At 70.8% G+C, this 16,332-nt stretch carries 13 protein-coding genes; 2 read left to right on the top strand and 11 right to left on the bottom strand.

Features of this window, described 5'->3' with window-relative positions:
- The first annotated feature begins 21 nt into the window (after positions 1–21).
- The gene (locus tag H036_RS23775; RefSeq protein ID WP_017936409.1) at positions 22–2,202 is read left to right on the top strand and encodes a CocE/NonD family hydrolase; all 2,181 of its coding nucleotides are present in this window, start codon (positions 22–24) and stop codon (positions 2,200–2,202) included.
- Positions 2,203–2,220: 18 nt separating this feature from the next.
- Here the strand turns inward: H036_RS23775 and H036_RS0119060 are convergent, their stop codons facing one another.
- Genes H036_RS0119060 through H036_RS23765 form a run of 6 tightly spaced genes read right to left on the bottom strand, consistent with a single transcriptional unit; the run spans position 2,221 to position 8,951 of the window.
- Positions 2,221–2,616, bottom strand: a complete 396-nt coding sequence (locus H036_RS0119060; RefSeq protein ID WP_017936408.1) for an MmcQ/YjbR family DNA-binding protein — start codon at positions 2,614–2,616, stop codon at positions 2,221–2,223.
- Positions 2,617–2,627: 11 nt separating this feature from the next.
- Entirely contained in the window at positions 2,628–3,512 is an 885-nt protein-coding gene (locus H036_RS0119055) for an LLM class F420-dependent oxidoreductase (protein ID WP_017936407.1), read from the bottom strand.
- Positions 3,513–3,563: 51 nt separating this feature from the next.
- Positions 3,564–4,532 (bottom strand): cation diffusion facilitator family transporter, encoded by a 969-nt coding sequence (locus H036_RS0119050; RefSeq protein WP_017936406.1) that lies wholly within the window; start codon positions 4,530–4,532, stop codon positions 3,564–3,566.
- A 37-nt stretch (positions 4,533–4,569) separates the two neighbouring features.
- Positions 4,570–6,507 carry a methyl-accepting chemotaxis protein gene (locus H036_RS24645; RefSeq protein ID WP_017936405.1) on the bottom strand — a complete coding sequence of 646 codons (1,938 nt, stop codon included), beginning with the start codon at positions 6,505–6,507 and terminating at the stop codon, positions 4,570–4,572.
- A gap of 45 nt (positions 6,508–6,552) precedes the next feature.
- On the bottom strand, positions 6,553–8,079 hold the full coding sequence (locus H036_RS0119040) for a fatty acyl-CoA synthetase (protein ID WP_017936404.1): 1,527 nt from the start codon (positions 8,077–8,079) through the stop codon (positions 6,553–6,555).
- A gap of 20 nt (positions 8,080–8,099) precedes the next feature.
- A complete protein-coding gene (locus H036_RS23765) occupies positions 8,100–8,951 on the bottom strand; it encodes an SDR family oxidoreductase (RefSeq protein WP_232421912.1) in 852 nt (283 codons plus the stop codon).
- Between the two features lie 19 nt (positions 8,952–8,970).
- On the opposite strand from H036_RS23765, the gene H036_RS24640 reads away from it, so the two are divergent.
- The gene (locus tag H036_RS24640) at positions 8,971–9,480 is read left to right on the top strand and encodes a hypothetical protein (RefSeq protein WP_017936402.1); all 510 of its coding nucleotides are present in this window, start codon (positions 8,971–8,973) and stop codon (positions 9,478–9,480) included.
- Here the strand turns inward: H036_RS24640 and H036_RS0119025 are convergent.
- The 5 genes from H036_RS0119025 to H036_RS0119005 all read right to left on the bottom strand — a co-directional run bounded on the left by H036_RS0119025 (position 9,424) and on the right by H036_RS0119005 (position 16,304).
- Positions 9,424–9,921 (bottom strand): DUF6973 domain-containing protein, encoded by a 498-nt coding sequence (locus H036_RS0119025; protein ID WP_157417636.1) that lies wholly within the window; start codon positions 9,919–9,921, stop codon positions 9,424–9,426. The genes H036_RS24640 and H036_RS0119025 overlap by 57 nt on opposite strands.
- A gap of 61 nt (positions 9,922–9,982) precedes the next feature.
- Complete coding sequence (locus tag H036_RS0119020; RefSeq protein WP_017936400.1) at positions 9,983–13,423, bottom strand: ATP-binding protein; 3,441 nt, start codon at positions 13,421–13,423, stop codon at positions 9,983–9,985.
- The gene (locus H036_RS0119015) at positions 13,423–14,190 is read right to left on the bottom strand and encodes a DUF4194 domain-containing protein (RefSeq protein WP_017936399.1); all 768 of its coding nucleotides are present in this window, start codon (positions 14,188–14,190) and stop codon (positions 13,423–13,425) included. Before H036_RS0119015 ends, H036_RS0119020 begins: the two co-directional genes overlap by 1 nt.
- Positions 14,190–15,677: a DUF3375 domain-containing protein gene (locus H036_RS0119010; RefSeq protein WP_017936398.1), complete on the bottom strand. Its 1,488-nt coding sequence runs from the start codon at positions 15,675–15,677 to the stop codon at positions 14,190–14,192. Before H036_RS0119010 ends, H036_RS0119015 begins: the two co-directional genes overlap by 1 nt.
- 84 nt (positions 15,678–15,761) lie before the next feature.
- On the bottom strand, positions 15,762–16,304 hold the full coding sequence (locus tag H036_RS0119005; RefSeq protein WP_017936397.1) for a DUF2231 domain-containing protein: 543 nt from the start codon (positions 16,302–16,304) through the stop codon (positions 15,762–15,764).
- Between the last annotated feature and the right edge of the window lie 28 nt (positions 16,305–16,332).

Raw genomic sequence — 16,332 nt, 5'->3', positions numbered from 1 at the left:
CGCAGCGTCGTTGGAAGGCACATGCGACGCTTCGTGAGTGTGCTGCTGGCGATCCTCGTCGGGGCGCTGGCGCTCCTGACCCTTCCGAGCGCCCCCGCCCAGGCCTCCACCTGGACCCCGCGCCCAGCGGACTACCCCAAGACCGTCACCCGCACCGACCTGGCGATCCCGATGGACGACGGGACGGTGCTCCGCGGCGACCTGATGCTGCCGGCCGATGCCAGCGGCACAGCGGTCGCCGGGAGGTTCCCGGTGGTGGTCACGATCACGGCGTACAACAAGTCCGTCACCGGCCTCCCTGGCGCGGGTGCGCTGGCCGGGACCGATCCGTCGTACCTGGTCGAGCGGGGATACGCCCAGCTCACCGTCGATGCTCGCGGCACCGGCTCCTCGGAGGGCACCTGGTGCGCATTCTGCACCCGCGAGACCCAGGACTACGGCGAGGTGATGACCTGGGCTCACGAGCAGTCGTGGAGCAACGGCAACACCGCGATGACCGGGCCGAGCTACATGGGCATCGCCCAGATCTTCGCCGCCGCGGAGCACCCGGCCGGCCTGAAGGCGATCTTCCCGCAGGTCCCGGCCGCTGATGTCTACCGCGACGTGGTGGCCAGCGGCGGCCAGATCGATGTCGGCTTCATCCCGCTCTGGATCGGCCTGGTCACGGCGACCGGCATCGTGCCGCCCGCCGTCACCGCTACCGACCCGGTCTCGGGGCTGACCGCACTCGTCGATCACCTCGCTTCCCTGGCGACCTGGAGCGCACCCACGATGATCAGTGCCCTCGGCGGCCAGGACGACGCCTACGACGGTGACTTCTACGCCCAGCGCTCGCCGATCAACGTCGTCAGCAAGGTCGACGTCCCGACGTTCCTGGTGGGTGGGGAGTACGACCTCTTCCAGCGCGGCACGCCCCTGCTCTTCGAGAACCTCCAGAAGCGCGGCGTGCCGACCAAGATGATCATCGGTCCGTGGAACCACCTCCAGGGCTCCGCCGGCACCGGTGTCGTCGACGCTGGTGACGGCAGCCTGTCCGAGCTGCAGCTGCGCTGGTTCGACCACTACGTGAAGGGCTTGCCGGACCCCGGTCTCGACAGCAACGCCGGTGACATCGCGCCGATCACCTACTACGAACAGGGCACCAAGGTGTGGCGCACCGCCCAGCAGTGGGTCGATCCCACTGACACCCAGGCCACCGTCGTACCGCTCTCGGGCACCGCCTCCCCCGGTACGCCGGGCACGCTCGGCACCGCGGCGAGCAGCACCGACGGTGTCTCGGCCGTGCTCCCGATCCCGGTCGCCGGCCTGTGCTCGCGCTCCACGGACCAGTGGACCGCCGGCATCATCAGCGAGCTGCAGCTGTTCAACTCCAGCTGCCTCGACTCCAACAACATCAACGACCAGACGGCCACGCTCTTCCGGACCGCCCCACTCACCGACGACGTGCCGATCTTCGGCCCCATCAACGCCCACCTGTACGTCGACAGCACCAGTGGGGACGGCCTGCTCTCGGTCGCGGTCGACGACGTGGCACCCGACGGCACCGTCTCGCGGCTCACCGGCGGCTGGCAGGTGATCTCGCTGCGGGCGCTCGACACCGCGAAGACGCGCTACCTCGACGGCCAGGTGCTGCAGCCCTACCACCCGTTCACCAAGGCCTCCGAGGCGCCGGCCGAGCCTGGTCAGGTCGTTCCCGTCGACGTGGAGATCTTCCCCACCGGCGCCGACATCCAGCCCGGCCACCGCCTCGAGCTGTCGGTGCAGTCCTTCGACGTGCCGCACCTGCTGCCGACCCTGCCCGACCTGCTGAGCACGCTCAGCACCATCCACGTGCACGCGTCCACGGCGTACCCGTCCGCGCTGGTGCTGCCGACGCGCGACAAGGCGTTCAACGACGGCGTCGGCCTCCCCACGACCGTGGCGGACCCGACCGCGGCGCCCGCCGGCGCCGGCTCGCCCGCGGCGGACACGCTCGGCCCGCGGGTGCGGATCAGGGTGCACGGCCGGTACGCGGTGGTGAAGGTGCACGCCTCCGGCAAGGTCCGGCTCAAGGTCGACGGACGCGTGGTCGGACACAAGCGGGTGCGACACGGCAAGGCGGTCTTTCGGCTGCCGCACCTGCGCAGAGGCCGACACCGGGCCAAGGCGACCTTCTTCGGCACGACACGATCGGCCGCGGTCAAGCTGTTCCGGAGCCCCTGATGGGGTCAGGGCCGCCGCTCAGGCGCCGTCGAGGAAGGCCTTGGCCAGCCTCTTCGGCGCCTGAGCGATCCAGCCGTCGGTGATGAGCTCGCGCAGCTCGTCCACAGCGATGGCGTCGAGCTCGACCAGCACCGCAGGGAAGCCGTTGAAGTGAGGCACGTGGAAGGCGCCCGGCACCGACGCCAGCACCGCCTCCTTGTCCTCGCTCGGCACCCGTACGGCGAAGATCTCGCCACGCGGCACCCGCTCCCCCGCACCGTCGAGGTCGGCGATGTCGCGTTGCCGCAGCGGCCGCTCCCACACGAACGCCTTGCCGCGCACGCTCCACCCGGTGAGGTGGTCGTGGCCGTGGTCGCCCGCCGTCACCTCGGGCAGCGCCTCGGCGATCGAACGAACGTCCTGGACGGTGGCCATCGGAGGACGTGTCAGCCGATCTGCTTCAGCCTCGGCAGAACGCGCTCCACCAGGTCGGTGGAGTAGGCCACCGGGTCGTCGATCCCCGGCACGATCGTGACGGTGGTGAGCGTTGCACCCATGGCGGCGTACTGCTCCATCTGCGCGAGCCACTCGTCGGTCTGGTTGACGGGGTCGAGTCCGCCGGCACCGCCGATCGTCTTCTCGATCGCGTCGTAGTCGCGGTCGAGGTCGTCACAGTGGCGGCGGAGCACGTCCAGCTTGTGCTGCAGTCCCTCGACGCCTTCACGGACGAAGAGGTGGCAGGCGTCGCCGTACTGCGCGACCAGCCGCAGCGTCTTCTTCTCGCCTCCCCCGCCGATCAGGATCGGCATCGAGCCGCGCACCGGCTTGGGCAGGCAGATCGTCTCGGCCAGCTGGTAGTGCTTGCCCTCGTAGGCGCCGTCGTCGTCGGACCACATCTGCTGCGCGATCTGGATGGCCTCCTCGAGCATCTCGAAGCGGTCCTTCAGCGGCGGGAACGGCACACCAAGTCCGGCGTGCTCGCGGTCGTACCAGGCGGCGCCGATGCCGAGCATGCCACGCCCGTCGGAGAGTACGTCGAGGGTCGTCGCGATCTTCGCGAGCAGACCCGGGTGACGGTAGGTCACGCCCGTGACGAGCATCGAGAGGCGGACGTTCTTCGTGATGCCGGCGAGGTGGCCGAGCGTCGTGTAGCCCTCGAGCATCGGCTCGAACGGGCCGTTCATCATCTCCATCTGGAACCAGTGGTCCATGACGGTGAACAGGTTGACCCCACCTTCGTCGGCGACCTTCGCCGTCGCGGTGAGTCGCTCGTGCAGCTTGTGCTGCCAGTCGGGGTTGGTGAAGTTGGCGTAGTGAATGCCGAGGTCCATGTTCAGGACAGTAGCCCTGCGGTCTCGGGTTGAGTAGTCGGCCGGTGCCGATCAGTGCACCCCGGGCTCGTGCTCCTGGTGCGAGCGCGGTTCGAGCTGGAAGGTGGAGTGCTCGACGTCGAAGTGACCGCCGAGGCAGCGCTGCACCTCGTCGAGGATCTGAGGCGCGTGGCCGTCGTGGAAGCATGCGTCGTCCAGCACCAGGTGGGCCGACAGGCTGGGCAGGTCGGACGTCACGGTCCACACGTGCAGGTCGTGGACGTCGAGGACGTGGTCGACGCCGAGCAGGTGGTCGCGGACGTCCAGCAGAGCGACCCCGGCAGGCGCGGCCTCGAGGAGGATCCGGCCCGAGGTCAGCAACAGGCCGGCACCGGCATGGGCCATCAGCGCCGCGACCAGCAGGGAGGCGATCGCGTCGGCCTGGGTCCAGCCCGTCGCCAGGATGATCGAGGCGGCCACGGCAGTGCCGACGAAGCCGTACAGGTCGGTGAGCAGGTGAAGGTAGGCACCCCTGACGTTCAGGCTGCGGCGGCTCGACTTCGCCAGCAGCCAGGTCGCGGCGAGGTTGACGACGATCCCGATCAGTGCGACGACGAGGACCGGGCCACCCCGTACGTCGGGATGCGTGGTCAGCAGCCGGCGCAGCGCCTCCACGGCGACGACCGCGGCGATCACGACGAGGGTGACCCCGTTGCCTGCGGCGGAGAGGATCTCGGCGCGCTTCCAGCCGAAGGTCCACGCTCCGGACGGCGGTCGAGCGGCAAGCCGCATCGCCCAGAGCGCTGCCGCGATCGCGCCCACGTCGGAGAGCATGTGCCCGGCGTCGGAGAGCAGGGCCAGCGAGCCGGCCAGGACGGCGACGACGACCTCACCGAGCATGAAGGCGACCAGGAGCACCAGTGCACCGCGTAGGTAGCGGCGGTCCGCATCGGCGGCGACGCCGTGATCGTGGGTGTGATCGTGGGCGTGCCCGTGCGCATGGCCATCCTCGTGCCCGTGCGGGTCCCTGCCTCCAGCCATGGCGCTCATTCTCGCTGTCCGGGCCGAAGTCCGCGCATCACAGCGTGAAGCGGGTGACCATCTCCTTGAGCCGGACGGCGGTGCCATCGAGCTCGACGGCGGCCTGCAGCGTGTCGGCGGCCGACGTACTCGCCCCGATTGCGGCGGAGGCGACCTCGCTGACGTCGGCGGCGATGCCGTCCGCGCCGCGCGCCGCCTCGGTCACCGAGCGGGCGATCTCGTTGGTGGTGGCGGTCTGCTCCTCGACGGCGGAGGCGATCGTCGTCTGGATGTCGCTGATCCTCCCGATCACCTCACCGATCCGCTCGATCGAACCGACCGCCTGGGCGGTCCGCTCCTGGATGGCGCCGATCCTGTCCGCGATGTCGGTGGTGGCGCGGGCCGTCTGCCCGGCGAGCTCCTTGACCTCGTTGGCGACGACCGCGAAGCCCTTGCCGTGCTCGCCCGCGCGGGCCGCCTCGATGGTGGCGTTGAGGGCCAGCAGGTTGGTCTGCTGCGCGATCGAGGTGATCAGCTTGATCACCTGGCTGATCTCGGCACTCGCGTCACCCAGCGCTGCGATGGTCGCGGAGGCCCCGCCGGCCAGGCCGACCGCGTCTCCGGCGACCGAGGCGGCCTCGCTGGCGTTCTGCGCGATCTCCCGGATCGAGGCGGACATCTCCTCGGCGGCGGTGGCCACCGTCTGGATGGCCACCGAGGTCTGCACCGCCGCGGAGGAGGCCGACTCCGCCCGGGCCGAGGTGGTGGACGCGCCACTGCCCAGCCCGGTCGCCAGGCCGTTGAGATGTGTCGAGGCCGTCTGCAGGCCGGTGGCGCTCTCCCCGATCTGCGTCATCGAGACCCGCAGCGAGGCGACCAGTTCCTGCAGCGCGTCCGCCATCTGACCGACGTTGTCCTGACCGTCGACCTCGATGTGGACGGTCAGGTCGCCCTCCCGGACCCTCCGGGTGGCGTTGAGCAGCACTTCGACGCGACGCGCGGTCTCGGTCGCCTCCTCGGCCCGAGCGGCATCCTCCAGCGCTCGGGTGAATGCCTCCCGACTGGCGGTGACGAGGTCGCGCAGAGCACCACGGATCGGCGCGAAGTCGATCGGCTGCTTGGCCAGGAACTCGATCATCCCGGCCGTGCCCGTCCGAGGACCCAGCGGCAGCGCGAAGCCGGCGACGTAGCCCTCGTCGAGAGCAGCGACCAGGTGCGGGTCGTCAGCGAACGAAGCGATCTCTGCGAGCACCGGCGCTTCGACGAGGTCGTCGCTCGCCCACGCCCTGCCGATCAGACCCTTGGCCTCATGGCGCCGGAAGGACACCTGGGTCGCCGCGCGGGCGGTTGGCCCGACCTCATGGGACTGCCCGAAGAAGACGGCCTCGTCGCCGGCGATCTTGTGGCCGAGCGCGTAGTCGGCGCCGAAGTACTGCAGCACGTTGCCGATGACGGCGCCGACGACCTCGTCCTCGTGCTTGACGTCCCCGAGGGTCCGCAGCAGTGCGCTGAGCGCCTCCGCATTGCGCGCCGTCTGCTGGGCTGCGAGCTCGGCCTGCTTCTGGGCGGTGATGTCGTGCACTGCCACGACTGCGCCGAGATAGCGGCGGGTGCCCGGCTCGAAGACCGGGTCGATCTCGAGCTGGCGCCAGGCGCCCCGAAACTCGTACGACGTCGTGAACGGCAGCAGGCGCGCGTCGCGCAGCATCTCGCGACCGTGCTCGGGGTGCACGTAGAGCCGAGCCATGTCCATCCCGCGAGCCTCGTCGAGGCTGAGGTCGGCACGGTCGAGCATGAACCGCACCCGCTCCAGCCCGGCCCTGTTGAAGTGCTGCATCGCGTAGTCGGGGTCGACCACGTAGACCGCGTGGTTGAAGTGGTCGAAGGCACCGAAGTCGAGGTCGTTCAGACCGACCCGGCTCCCGCTGTCGCGACGAGCCTCGAACGGGTTGTCAGTACGGGGTACGGGGATCTCGGCAGCGGGGTATGCGGTCACCCACGCATCAACGGCAGCCGCACGCGAGATCTGATGAAAATGGCGTCAGCCACGCAGCTCGCGCTTGAGCAGCTTTCCGCTCTGGTTGCGCGGCAGGTCGTCGACGAAGCGCACCGACTTCGGCACCTTGAACGGCGCTAGCCGCTCCTTGACATGGCCGATCAGCTCCTCGGCGGTCGCACTCCGGCCCTCCCGCAGCACGACGTACGCCGTGACAGCCTCGATCCACCGCTCGTCCGGCAGTCCCACGACCGCGACCTCGGCCACCGCTGGGTGGGTGTACAGGCAGTCCTCGATCTCCCGGGAGGCCACCAGCACTCCCCCGGTGTTGATCACGTCGCGGATCCTGTCCACGACGGTGACATAGCCCTCCTCGTCCATCGTGACCAGATCGCCCGAGTGGAACCAGCCGTCGGCGAAGGCCTCGTCGGTCGCCTCCGGGTTCTGCCAGTAGCCGATGCACAGCTGCGGGGAGCGGTACTGGATCTCGCCGCTCTCCCCCGGCCGCACCGCGTTGCCCGCCTTGTCGACGACGCGGCTCTCCACGAAGAAGACGGCGTGCCCCGCTGAGGCCGGACGCTGGTCGTGCTCCTCGGGACGCAGCACGCAGGCCAGCGGGCCGATCTCCGACTGGCCGAAGCAGTTGTAGAAGCCCAGGTCGGGGAAGCGCTCACGCAGCCGGTTGAGCACCGTCACCGGCATGATGCTGGCGCCGTACTGGGCCTTGCGCAGCGAGGAGAGGTCGCGGGTCGCCAGATCGGGATGGTTGGCGAGGGGCACCCACACCGTCGGGGCGAGGAACAGCGAGTCGATCCGCTCTGCCTCCACCACCCTGAGGATCTCGGCGATGTCCGGCGAGGGCAGCAGCCGGACCGTGGCGCCGACGGCCAGGTAGGGCAGCAGGAAGACGTGCATCGCGGCGGAGTGGTAGAGCGGCATGCAGACGAGTGGCCGGTCCGCGGCGGTGAAGTCCAGCGCCAGCACGCACGAGACGTGCTCGTGGCTCAGCGCTCGGTGGGTCATCATCGCGCCCTTGGGCAGCGACGTGGTGCCAGAGGTGTAGAGCAGCTGGACGAGGTCCGTGTCGGAGACACGCGGCAGCTCCGCTCCTACCGGCACGCCGGCCGGAGAGACGATCTGATCCAGCAGCGAGTCGGGTGCGTCCCGCAACGCCAGAACGTCGGTGACGGCTGTCGCCGCGCGCACCTGCTCCACGTCGGCCGCCAAGGCGGGGTCGGTCAGCACGAGTCGCGCGCCCGACTGGGTCAGCAGATACTCCAGCTCGCCGCCCTTCAGCGCGTAGTTGACCGGCACGTGCACCAGTCCTGCTCGCGCGACGGCGAGGAAGGCGATCGCGTAGGCGTCGGAGTTGGCCCCGTAGGCCGCGACCCGGTCGCCGTGCTCCATCCCCCGTGCCAGGAGCGCATGTGCGGCCGCGGTGACCGCGGTGTCGAGCGCGGCGTAACTCCACTCACGTTCGCGAAACCGCAACGCGATCCGATCAGGATGCCGGACGGCGGAGCGGTGGAGGGCGGCGTCGAGGGAGCTGGGGTAGGCCTCAGGAGACGGCATGCAGGTGACTGTAACGGCCCTCACGTGGCCAGGTGGTCGGCATCCTTCGGGTAGGCGCGAGCGAGCCAGGCGTCGAAGGTCCCGCCGGCGATCTTCGCGCCCGCCGGAGCCTGGAGTACGCCGCTGCGCACCTTCTTCGCGGCCTCGCCGGGCAGCCAGACCGGGATCACCAGCAGCCGACGGCCGCGTGCCTTCGCCACGGCCCGGACCAGGTCGGCCAGCACGCCCTTCTCCGGACCCGCGATGTCGCGCCGGACCCGATCGCTGGCCAGCCCTCCGCTGGCAGCCTCGTGCGCCAGCGCGACCAGCTCGTCGGCGACCACGTCCACGTCGACCGTCTGCACCGGCTGCTTGGGACACGGCATCAGCGGACCCTTGGCGACCCAGTCGATGAGCTGAGCGGCGAAGTCATGGAACTGCGTAGCGCGCAGGATCGCCGTCGGCACCGTGCCGGACTCGGTCTCGCGCTCCTGCGCGTTCTTGCCGTCGTAGTGTGCGAACGCACCGCCGCCGAGTCCGTCGATGCCGACGATCGAGAGGGTCACGATCCGGTGCACCCCGGCCGCGGCGGCCGCCTTCTGCAGATTGCGGGCGACCGTGCCGAAGAAGTCGACGTACTCCTGCGAGGTCTTGGCGACGACCGAGGTAGTGTCGACAACGACCTCGACACCGGTCAGCGCCTCGGAGAGACCTGAGTCCGCGACGATGTCGACGCCGACCGAGCGGGCCAGCACCACCACCTCGTCGCCGCGCGCCCGCAGTCGATCGACCACGCGGCTCCCGACCAGACCGGTCCCCCCTGCCACAGCGACCCTCATCCGCTTCTCCTCCGTTGGGTACGGCTCGGCTCCGACCCCGACTGTAGTGGTCACGACCGCTACCTTGGAGGCCATGCGGCGACCGCTGGCGCAAGCACTCGCGCGGCCCCTGGACCCGGCCACCCGGGCCTGGGCCGGGCGTTGGGTGCCGCTGCTCTACCTCGGTGTGGCCGCCGCGCTGATCCCCTGGACCGTCTACCTCGGGCTCACACTCCCCCAGCACCACGTGATCAGCCACTACCGCGCCGTGTGGGTCGGGTACGACGTCGTCCTCATCCTGGTGCTCGCTCGGATCGGTTGGTTCGCCGCGCGACGCGACCCGCGGGTGGTGCTCACCGCCACCGCGGGGGCGACGTTGCTGGTCGCCGATGCGTGGTTCGACGTGATGACGGCCGCGACCCCCGGCGGCCGGACCGGTGCGCTGCTCGAAGCGGTGCTCGAAGCGGTGCTGCTCGAGCTGCCCGGGGCAGTGCTGTGCGCCGTTCTGGCGCGCCGGGGACTCGCCCAGCTCGTGGCGCGTGCGCGCTCAGCCGGCGCTGCCGGGGCTCCCACCGGCGTCGGCAGCCCCTCCGACTCGTCGTGAGTGACTCGGCTCGACCCAGCCGTGGCGCACCGCCCAGAGACGGCCGGAACGCCACTTGCGCCGACCGATGCCGAGAAGCCTCCACACCGCCACCGGCGTGGGCAGGTCGACGATCTCGGCCACGTGCAGTCGCCCGTAGCGCCTGCCCGCCTTGTTGTTCCGCAGGTCGCACTCGCTGTCGAGCGGGTCCAGGGAGTGCCGCTCGTGCTCAGCGGTGACGGCCTTCGCCACCTCGGCGCCGTAGCTGGCAGCCAGCCAGGCCGACCAGGCGAAGTGACGCAGCGCGTTCTGCGTGCGCGGGCGACCGCTCGCTCGGACCGGGGCGAGCACCAGCGCCAGACCTGCCGCCAGCACGACCCGCATCGCGTCGCGCCGAGGGAGCAGAGCGCGCGCCTCGCCGTACATTCCAGGTAGGCCGGAGACGACCAGGCGCACCTTCATGCCGCCGGAGGCTACACGGCCGCGTCTGAACGACTGTGCAGCGATCCGGCGGCGACCTTGCTCAGCGGTCGGCCGCGTCGGTGATCGCCGTGATCCAGGACTGGTGTGTGCCGGCGTGCTTGGTGATGGCCAGCAGTGCGTCCATGTGTGGCTCGAGCCCGGTCACCTTGTCCAGCGGTACGCCGACGATCAGCTGGAAGCCGAGGCCCTTCCACGCCCGCACCGCGCGCCCGGCGAACTCCGAGTCGGCCTTCACGAAGCCCTCGTCGAGGAAGACCGGCGCGAAACGCGGTCGGGAGCGCATCTCGTCGCCCAGCCGGAAGCGCAGCGCCGAGCCGACGATGAACGCGACCAGCTCCTGCGACTCGCCCCCCGACTTCTCACCTAGCGTGCGGTAGGTGGCGCGAAGCTCGCCGCTGACGTGGTCGTAGCGCTCGGCGCTGACCTCGACGTGGCGGCGAACGTCCAGAAGGCGGTCGCGCTCGCCCTCCTGACCCGGCTCCCCCGCGCGCAGCTGCTGCATGAAGCGACTCAGCTGGTCGAAGCGCTTCTCCAGCCCGGCCTCGTCGAGCTCGGCGGTCGATCCTGCCGAGAGCGCCCGGAGGTCGCGGAGGAACGCCTGCACGTGGGCGGGTGAGAGGCGGCGCAGCCGGATGCGGAGCCGATCACCGGTCGCCCCGAACTCCAGCCGGCGCAGGATGGCGTTGATCGGCTCGAGACGGTCCTCGATCTCCTCGACGGAGGCCGCCATCGCGCCGACCAGCGGCACCAGGTCCTGACCACTCCACTCGGTGAGTCGACGGCGCCACTCCGCGCGCCGCTCGGCGAGGCCGGTGGCTCTGATCTGCTCGAGGATGCGGGCGTAGTCGGCGTAGGACTCGGGGGTCGCGCCGAGGTTCGGCGAGTCCCAGCGGACCTTGTAGGCCCGGAAGATGGTGACGAGCTCCTCCTCGACCCGCTTGCTCTCGGCCTCGACGTCGCCGACGGCGCGACGCAGCCGCTCGGCCAAGCGTTGGGAGTTCTCGGCGAACCGGTCCAGCTCGTCCGGATCGGCCGGCGCGACGGCGAGCGCGAACTCCTCGGCGAGTGCCGCGGTCTGCTCGGCACTCAGCGTGACCCGGCCGGCGCGGTCCGTCGCCTCGAGCCGGTCCTTGACCAGATCCTCGGACTCGACCAGCTCTCCGTGCTCGGCGTCGAGCTCACGCTGCCGGGCGGCCAGTGCGTAGCGCGCGGACCGGGTCGCGTCCAGACGCTGCTCCAGCTCGGTGATCTGCTCCTGAAGTGCCTGCAGCTGGTCGTCGCTGCCCAGGATCGTCTCGCGGCGTTGCTCGACCTCGGCGATCCGCTCCTCGATCGCGGCCACGTCGATCTCATCGAAGCGCGCTCCGACGAGGGCCTCGTAGGCGGCCTGCTGCAGGCCGAGCACGCGCAGGCGACGGTCGACCGCTGCCACGTCGTCGTCGATCTCGCCGAGCTGGTGCTCCAATGCGGCGAGCTCGTCGTCGATCTCGCCCAGCGCTGCCTCGTTGGAGAAGCCGATGATGTCGCGCCGGTCGCCGCGACCGTGCGAGCCCCGACGGCCGTTGCGGGTCTGGCCGGCTGTCGTGACCCGGAAGCCCGGGCCGGCCAGCTCGGCGGCGGTGTCGACGCACAGCGCGTTGCGACCGGACTCGGCGACGTATCGCTGCACCCAGCCGGAGAAGGGCGATTCGCAGAAGAGCAGCTTGCCGGCCACTCGCTCGGGGTCGGCCGGGTCGAGGGGAGCCAGGTCGAGCTCGGCGCCCTCGAAGGTCAGCCGGGCGCGCAGCCGCAGGCTGTCGATCGCAGCCGAGAAGTCGTCCAACCGATCCAGCGGGACCAGCATCATCCGGGCCGCACTGCCCAGGACCGTCTCGATGGCGGTGCGCCAGTGCTCCTCCTCCGGTGCCACGTCGATCAGCTCGGCCACGAACGGCAGCTCGGCAGTGCTGAGACCGCTCGCGCGGGCCACCTCGGCGCGCAGCTCGTGCAGCATCGCGGGCACCCGGCCGGCACGGCCGTCCAGCGATGCCCGCTCCCGGCGCAGCTCGTCGCGCCGCTGCAGCAGCGGGAAGCTCCGCTCCCGCGCCCGGTCACGCTCCGCGGTGAGCGCGCCCTCCCGAGCCGTCCGGCCGTCGAGCCACGAGCGCGCCTGGTCCTGCAGGACGACGAAGGCAGCGGAGTCATGCAGGGCGTCGCCGGCAGTCTCCTGCTCGCCGTCGCCGACGTCCAACACCGGCAGCACCCGCTCCCGCAACGCCTCACGCCGCGCCAGCCGCTGGTCGCGGACGGCATGCTCCTGCTCGAGCGTCAGCCCCAGTGTCTGCAGGTTCGCACCACCGGCCGCGCGGTGAGCCTCCTTGGCAGCCTCCAGGTCGCCGACGAGCGCCGCCTCCGCGCTGGCACCGTCGGCCAGCGCAGCGGTGGTGGCCGCGCGCTCGGACCGGTTGGTCTCCACGGCCCGCTCCAGCAACAGCGCATGGGTCTGGAGCAGCCACAGTCGCAGCGGGGTGTCGTCGCCCGCGATCGTCACGCCGTACGCGTCGAGCTCGGCCGCCCGGGCCTTGGCCTGCTCTCCTCGCGTCGCCAGGTCGGTGATCGGCGCGAGCACCTCGAGCTTCTGCTCCTCGGTGCGCATCGCGGCGTAGGCGGAGTCGAGGTCGTCGAAGTGCTCGACGGCCCGGTCCGCGGCGGCGTAGGTGGCGGGCCGCTCGAGCACCATCTCCTTGTAGAGCTCGTCGACGCTGCGCACCTGGTTGCCGGCCTGGATCCGGGCGAGCAACCGCAGCGCCTTGGAGCCGTCACCGTTCGCACCGATGCCGAGCCGGGCGTAGAGGACCGCGGCGAACTCGGCGTAGGTGCGGTGCACGCGGACGCCCGGGAAGAGCTTCTTCAGCGTGTTCGCATGGAACCGGTCCGCGACAGCGGCCTCGATCGCCTCGAGCGGCAGGACCGCCTCGTGGGTGATCAGCTGCATCTGCACGTCGCCCGATCGGGTCGCCCGACGGGGCACGTAGTAGGTCCGTACGGCGGTGAAGCGGTTGCCCTGGTCGTTGACGAAGGTCATCGCGATCGCGCCCCAGGTGTCAGCGTTGCGACCGCGCAGCAGCTTCTCCACCGGACGCCCGGTCCGCGGGTCGTCGACCACGTCGACGGCCCCACGCAGGTAGGAGAGCAGGTTGCGCTGGCCGACGCTGCGGGCACGGCCAGCGACAGCGTCGTTGGAGGCGCCGTTGAACTTCGTGTCCGAGGGCATCATCAGCGCCGTGTAGGCGTCCAGGATGGTCGACTTGCCGGCACCCGAGGCGCCCGAGAGCATGGTCGCGTCGCCCGCGACGGGGATCCGGGTCAGCCCGCTGAAGCCGCCCCAGTTGACCAGCTGCAGCAACTCTGCGCGCCACTGCAGGGTGTCGTCGGCCGGAGTGGCGACCACCCGCTCCTCGAAGAGGCCCTCGGTGTCGGGGTCGAGCGTCTCGTCCAGCATCAGTTGGCCTCCTCGGCCCCGAAGAGACCGTCACCCTCATCGGCGACGTCATCCGCCGCGTCGGCATCCGTCACACCGGCAGGTGCACCGTCCTCGGCGTTGGCACGCTGCAGGGCCGCGACCAGCTCCTGCAGCACCTCGATCGGAAGCAGCGGCTCGACCGCTTCGCTGACCTCGAACCGCTCGTCGTAGGACGTCGGGATCAGCAGGCCGGCCTTGGCGATGGTGGCGACCGCGTTGCGGGTGCGCTTCTCGTCACCCGCCTCATCGGTCGCGTGGGCCGGCCGGAAGCTGGCGGCGTACTCGACCAGGTCGGCGACGTCGACGAAGACCCGCTCCTCGCCGTCGGCCGATCCGGTGCGCAGTCGGTCGCGGAGGTGGACCAGCACGATCGTCTCCTCGCGCGTCCAGGCGACGTCGTGCAGCAGTGTCGGGAACCGCTGGCCGGCCTCACCGACGGCCTGGCGCTTCCAGGCGACCTCGCGCAGCGGGTCGATGTGCAGCTCGAGGAAGAGGTCGTTGAGCCGGGAGCGGAGGACCCGCTCGTGCTCGACGAGCACGCGCCAGTCGCGGGGATGACTGCGCGCGCTGATGAAGCGCTGCTTGAGCAGCGCCACGAGCACCTGCCGCTGGGCGTGCTCCAGACCACCCTCGTCGCCCTCCCAGAGCGACACGGATCGCTCGTCGACGAGCCCGTCCTCGAGTGTCTCGTCCGGTGCGCTCCCGAGCGGCGCGGTGTCCATCACCTCGAACTCGTCGATGCTCATCAGCGCTCCTCCAGGTCGGGGTCGGGCAGGGCGAGCCGTGGCACGGCGAAGGCTCGCGCCGTACCGTCGCGGCGGATCGCGCCATAGGTCTCGGTGCCGCTGTCCTCGTCCTCCGGCGCCCGCCAGCCGCGATCGGCGGCCAGGTGCAGCAGGCCGAAGATCTCTACGGGCCGGCGCAGGGCCGGGTCGAGCTCGGCGAACAGCTCGCCCATCGACGCCGGTGGGATCAGGGCACCGAGCGCGTCGTCGAGGCGCTCGCGCAGCTCGATGATCTGGGGGCCGCCCTGGGCACGCAGATCGTCCAACGAGAGTGCCGGCGCGTCTTCGGTGTCGGCTACGGAGATCCGCTCCGGGAGAACCTCGTCGGCCGGGTCGTAGAACCGCTCGCGCAGGTGCTCGATGCCGGCACGCCCAGGCAGCAGGGGGACGTCGTGGGTGGCTCGGGGGCCGGTGGTGGCCATCCAGGTCATCATCTCGGACTCGAGCTGGCGCAGCGTCTGCTCCAGCTCACGGTCGCGGGCAGCGTCGCGCCAGACGATGTATTCCTTGAGCGTGGCCGTCACCTTGGACCGTTGCGCCAGCACGCGCTCGAGACCGTCGCGCACCAGGCGGACAGTGCCTCGCAGCTCGGAGCGATCGGTGTCGCCGAGGATGCGGTCGGAGAGCGGGTGCTCCAGGAGCGCGTTGAGATCCTCGCGCAGGCCGGTGACCAGCGCGTCGTCGCGTAGCAGGGTGAACGCGCCCTCGAAGGCGCGGCCCTCCTGGGTCGAGGTCATCAGCGCGTCGGCGCGGGCGAGATATTCGTCGATCACCTCTCCGGCCGGACGGTCCTCGGCGCGGAAGGCCGTCAGGATCTCGGCGCGGATCTGCGCGTAGCGCTCCTCGACCCGGGCGAAGTCACTGGGCAGGGCAGAGACCAAGGACATCAGCTCGGTGAAGCCGTCGGCCATGTAGTCCTCGGTGGCGTCCACCAGCTCGGCGCCATCTATCAACCGGTCGCGCTCGGCCTGGAGGCGGGCGATCTCGGCGGTGAGGATCTCGACCCGGGCCGATCGATCCGGATTGGCCTCGGCATTGAAGCGACGCACCGTGCTCACGATGGTGGCCACCCGGTGCTCGCTCAGCGTCGCACGATCACGGGCCAGGCTCTTGACCAGCTCGAGCGCCTGCTGAGCGTGCGAGGTGAGGGTGTAGACCTCCTGGCCGGTCTCGTCGAGGGAGCGGACGAGCCACTGGCCGCGCATCCAGCGGTGACAGAGCTCGCGCCCGGTGCCGGCCGGGACCTCCTCCCCCGCAGCGTGCATCTGGGTGAGGTGGTCCTCCACCTGGGTGTGCAGCCGGCCGGTCGGCACCGGCTTGTTGCTGCGGTCGAAGGCCGTCCGGAAGATCGTGATGATGACTGGCGCCTGACGCTGGTGCAGCAGGGTGAGGGTGGGCTGGGCGAAGGCACCCTTGACGCGCGCCAGCTCGTTGGCGATCTGGTTCACGGGCCTCCCCTCGCTGCTTCTCCGTCTCACGGTGGCGGAGGCACAGCATTCCAGAGGGCACCGACAATCTCGGCAGCGACGCTGCTACTCCTCGAACGTGCCGTGCTCGGCCAGGTGCCCGCCGAGGTATCCGGCGCCTCCGGAGAGGCCGGCGCCGAGCAGCCCGAGGGCGGCTCCCAGACGGTGCCGACCGCGGCGGCGAGCGATCCACGAGCACGAGTACGCCGCCAGCGCCGCCGCGTTGCCTGCCGCGTGCACCACCCCGACCCGCCGATCGCGGCGCTCAGCCAGCGACTGCCAGTCGGCCAGCCCGCTCAGCGCCGTCGGCAGCGCGCCCAGCACGCCGAGACCGACCAGCCGTGCCGCCGCCTCCTCACTGCCCTCGGGTCCGATGAGGTCGAGCAGGCTCGCCGACATCCACGCGCCGAGCGGGAAGTCGGTCAGGGTCGGGTGCAGATGGTGACCGAACCAGTCACCGCGCAGCAGGCTCTGCAGGCCGGGCCGTTCGGTGAGGATCTCGGCGTACCGGGAGAGGATGTCGACCGCGTCGTCGAACGCGCCGTCCTGCTCCAGGGCATGGGTGAGGTCGACCAGCGGGTTCTGGGACGGGTTGTCGGGGGCGCTCATGGCCACCGGTTCCCGTTGGGGCCCTTCA

Source organism: Nocardioides sp. Iso805N (assembly GCF_000364605.1).
Classification (GTDB): Bacteria; Actinomycetota; Actinomycetes; order Propionibacteriales; family Nocardioidaceae; genus Nocardioides.
This window is presented reverse-complemented; position numbering and strand designations above follow the sequence as displayed.

Coding starts and splice junctions, on each gene's coding strand:
- H036_RS23775 (WP_017936409.1), top strand. CDS start 22: ATGCGACGCTTCGTGAGTGTGCTGCTGGCGATCCTCGTCGGGGCGCTG.
- H036_RS0119060 (WP_017936408.1), bottom strand. CDS start 2,616: ATGGCCACCGTCCAGGACGTTCGTTCGATCGCCGAGGCGCTGCCCGAG.
- H036_RS0119055 (WP_017936407.1), bottom strand. CDS start 3,512: ATGGACCTCGGCATTCACTACGCCAACTTCACCAACCCCGACTGGCAG.
- H036_RS0119050 (WP_017936406.1), bottom strand. CDS start 4,532: ATGGCTGGAGGCAGGGACCCGCACGGGCACGAGGATGGCCATGCGCAC.
- H036_RS0119040 (WP_017936404.1), bottom strand. CDS start 8,079: ATGCCGTCTCCTGAGGCCTACCCCAGCTCCCTCGACGCCGCCCTCCAC.
- H036_RS24640 (WP_017936402.1), top strand. CDS start 8,971: ATGCGGCGACCGCTGGCGCAAGCACTCGCGCGGCCCCTGGACCCGGCC.
- H036_RS0119025 (WP_157417636.1), bottom strand. CDS start 9,921: ATGAAGGTGCGCCTGGTCGTCTCCGGCCTACCTGGAATGTACGGCGAG.
- H036_RS0119020 (WP_017936400.1), bottom strand. CDS start 13,423: ATGCTGGACGAGACGCTCGACCCCGACACCGAGGGCCTCTTCGAGGAG.
- H036_RS0119015 (WP_017936399.1), bottom strand. CDS start 14,190: ATGAGCATCGACGAGTTCGAGGTGATGGACACCGCGCCGCTCGGGAGC.
- H036_RS0119005 (WP_017936397.1), bottom strand. CDS start 16,304: ATGAGCGCCCCCGACAACCCGTCCCAGAACCCGCTGGTCGACCTCACC.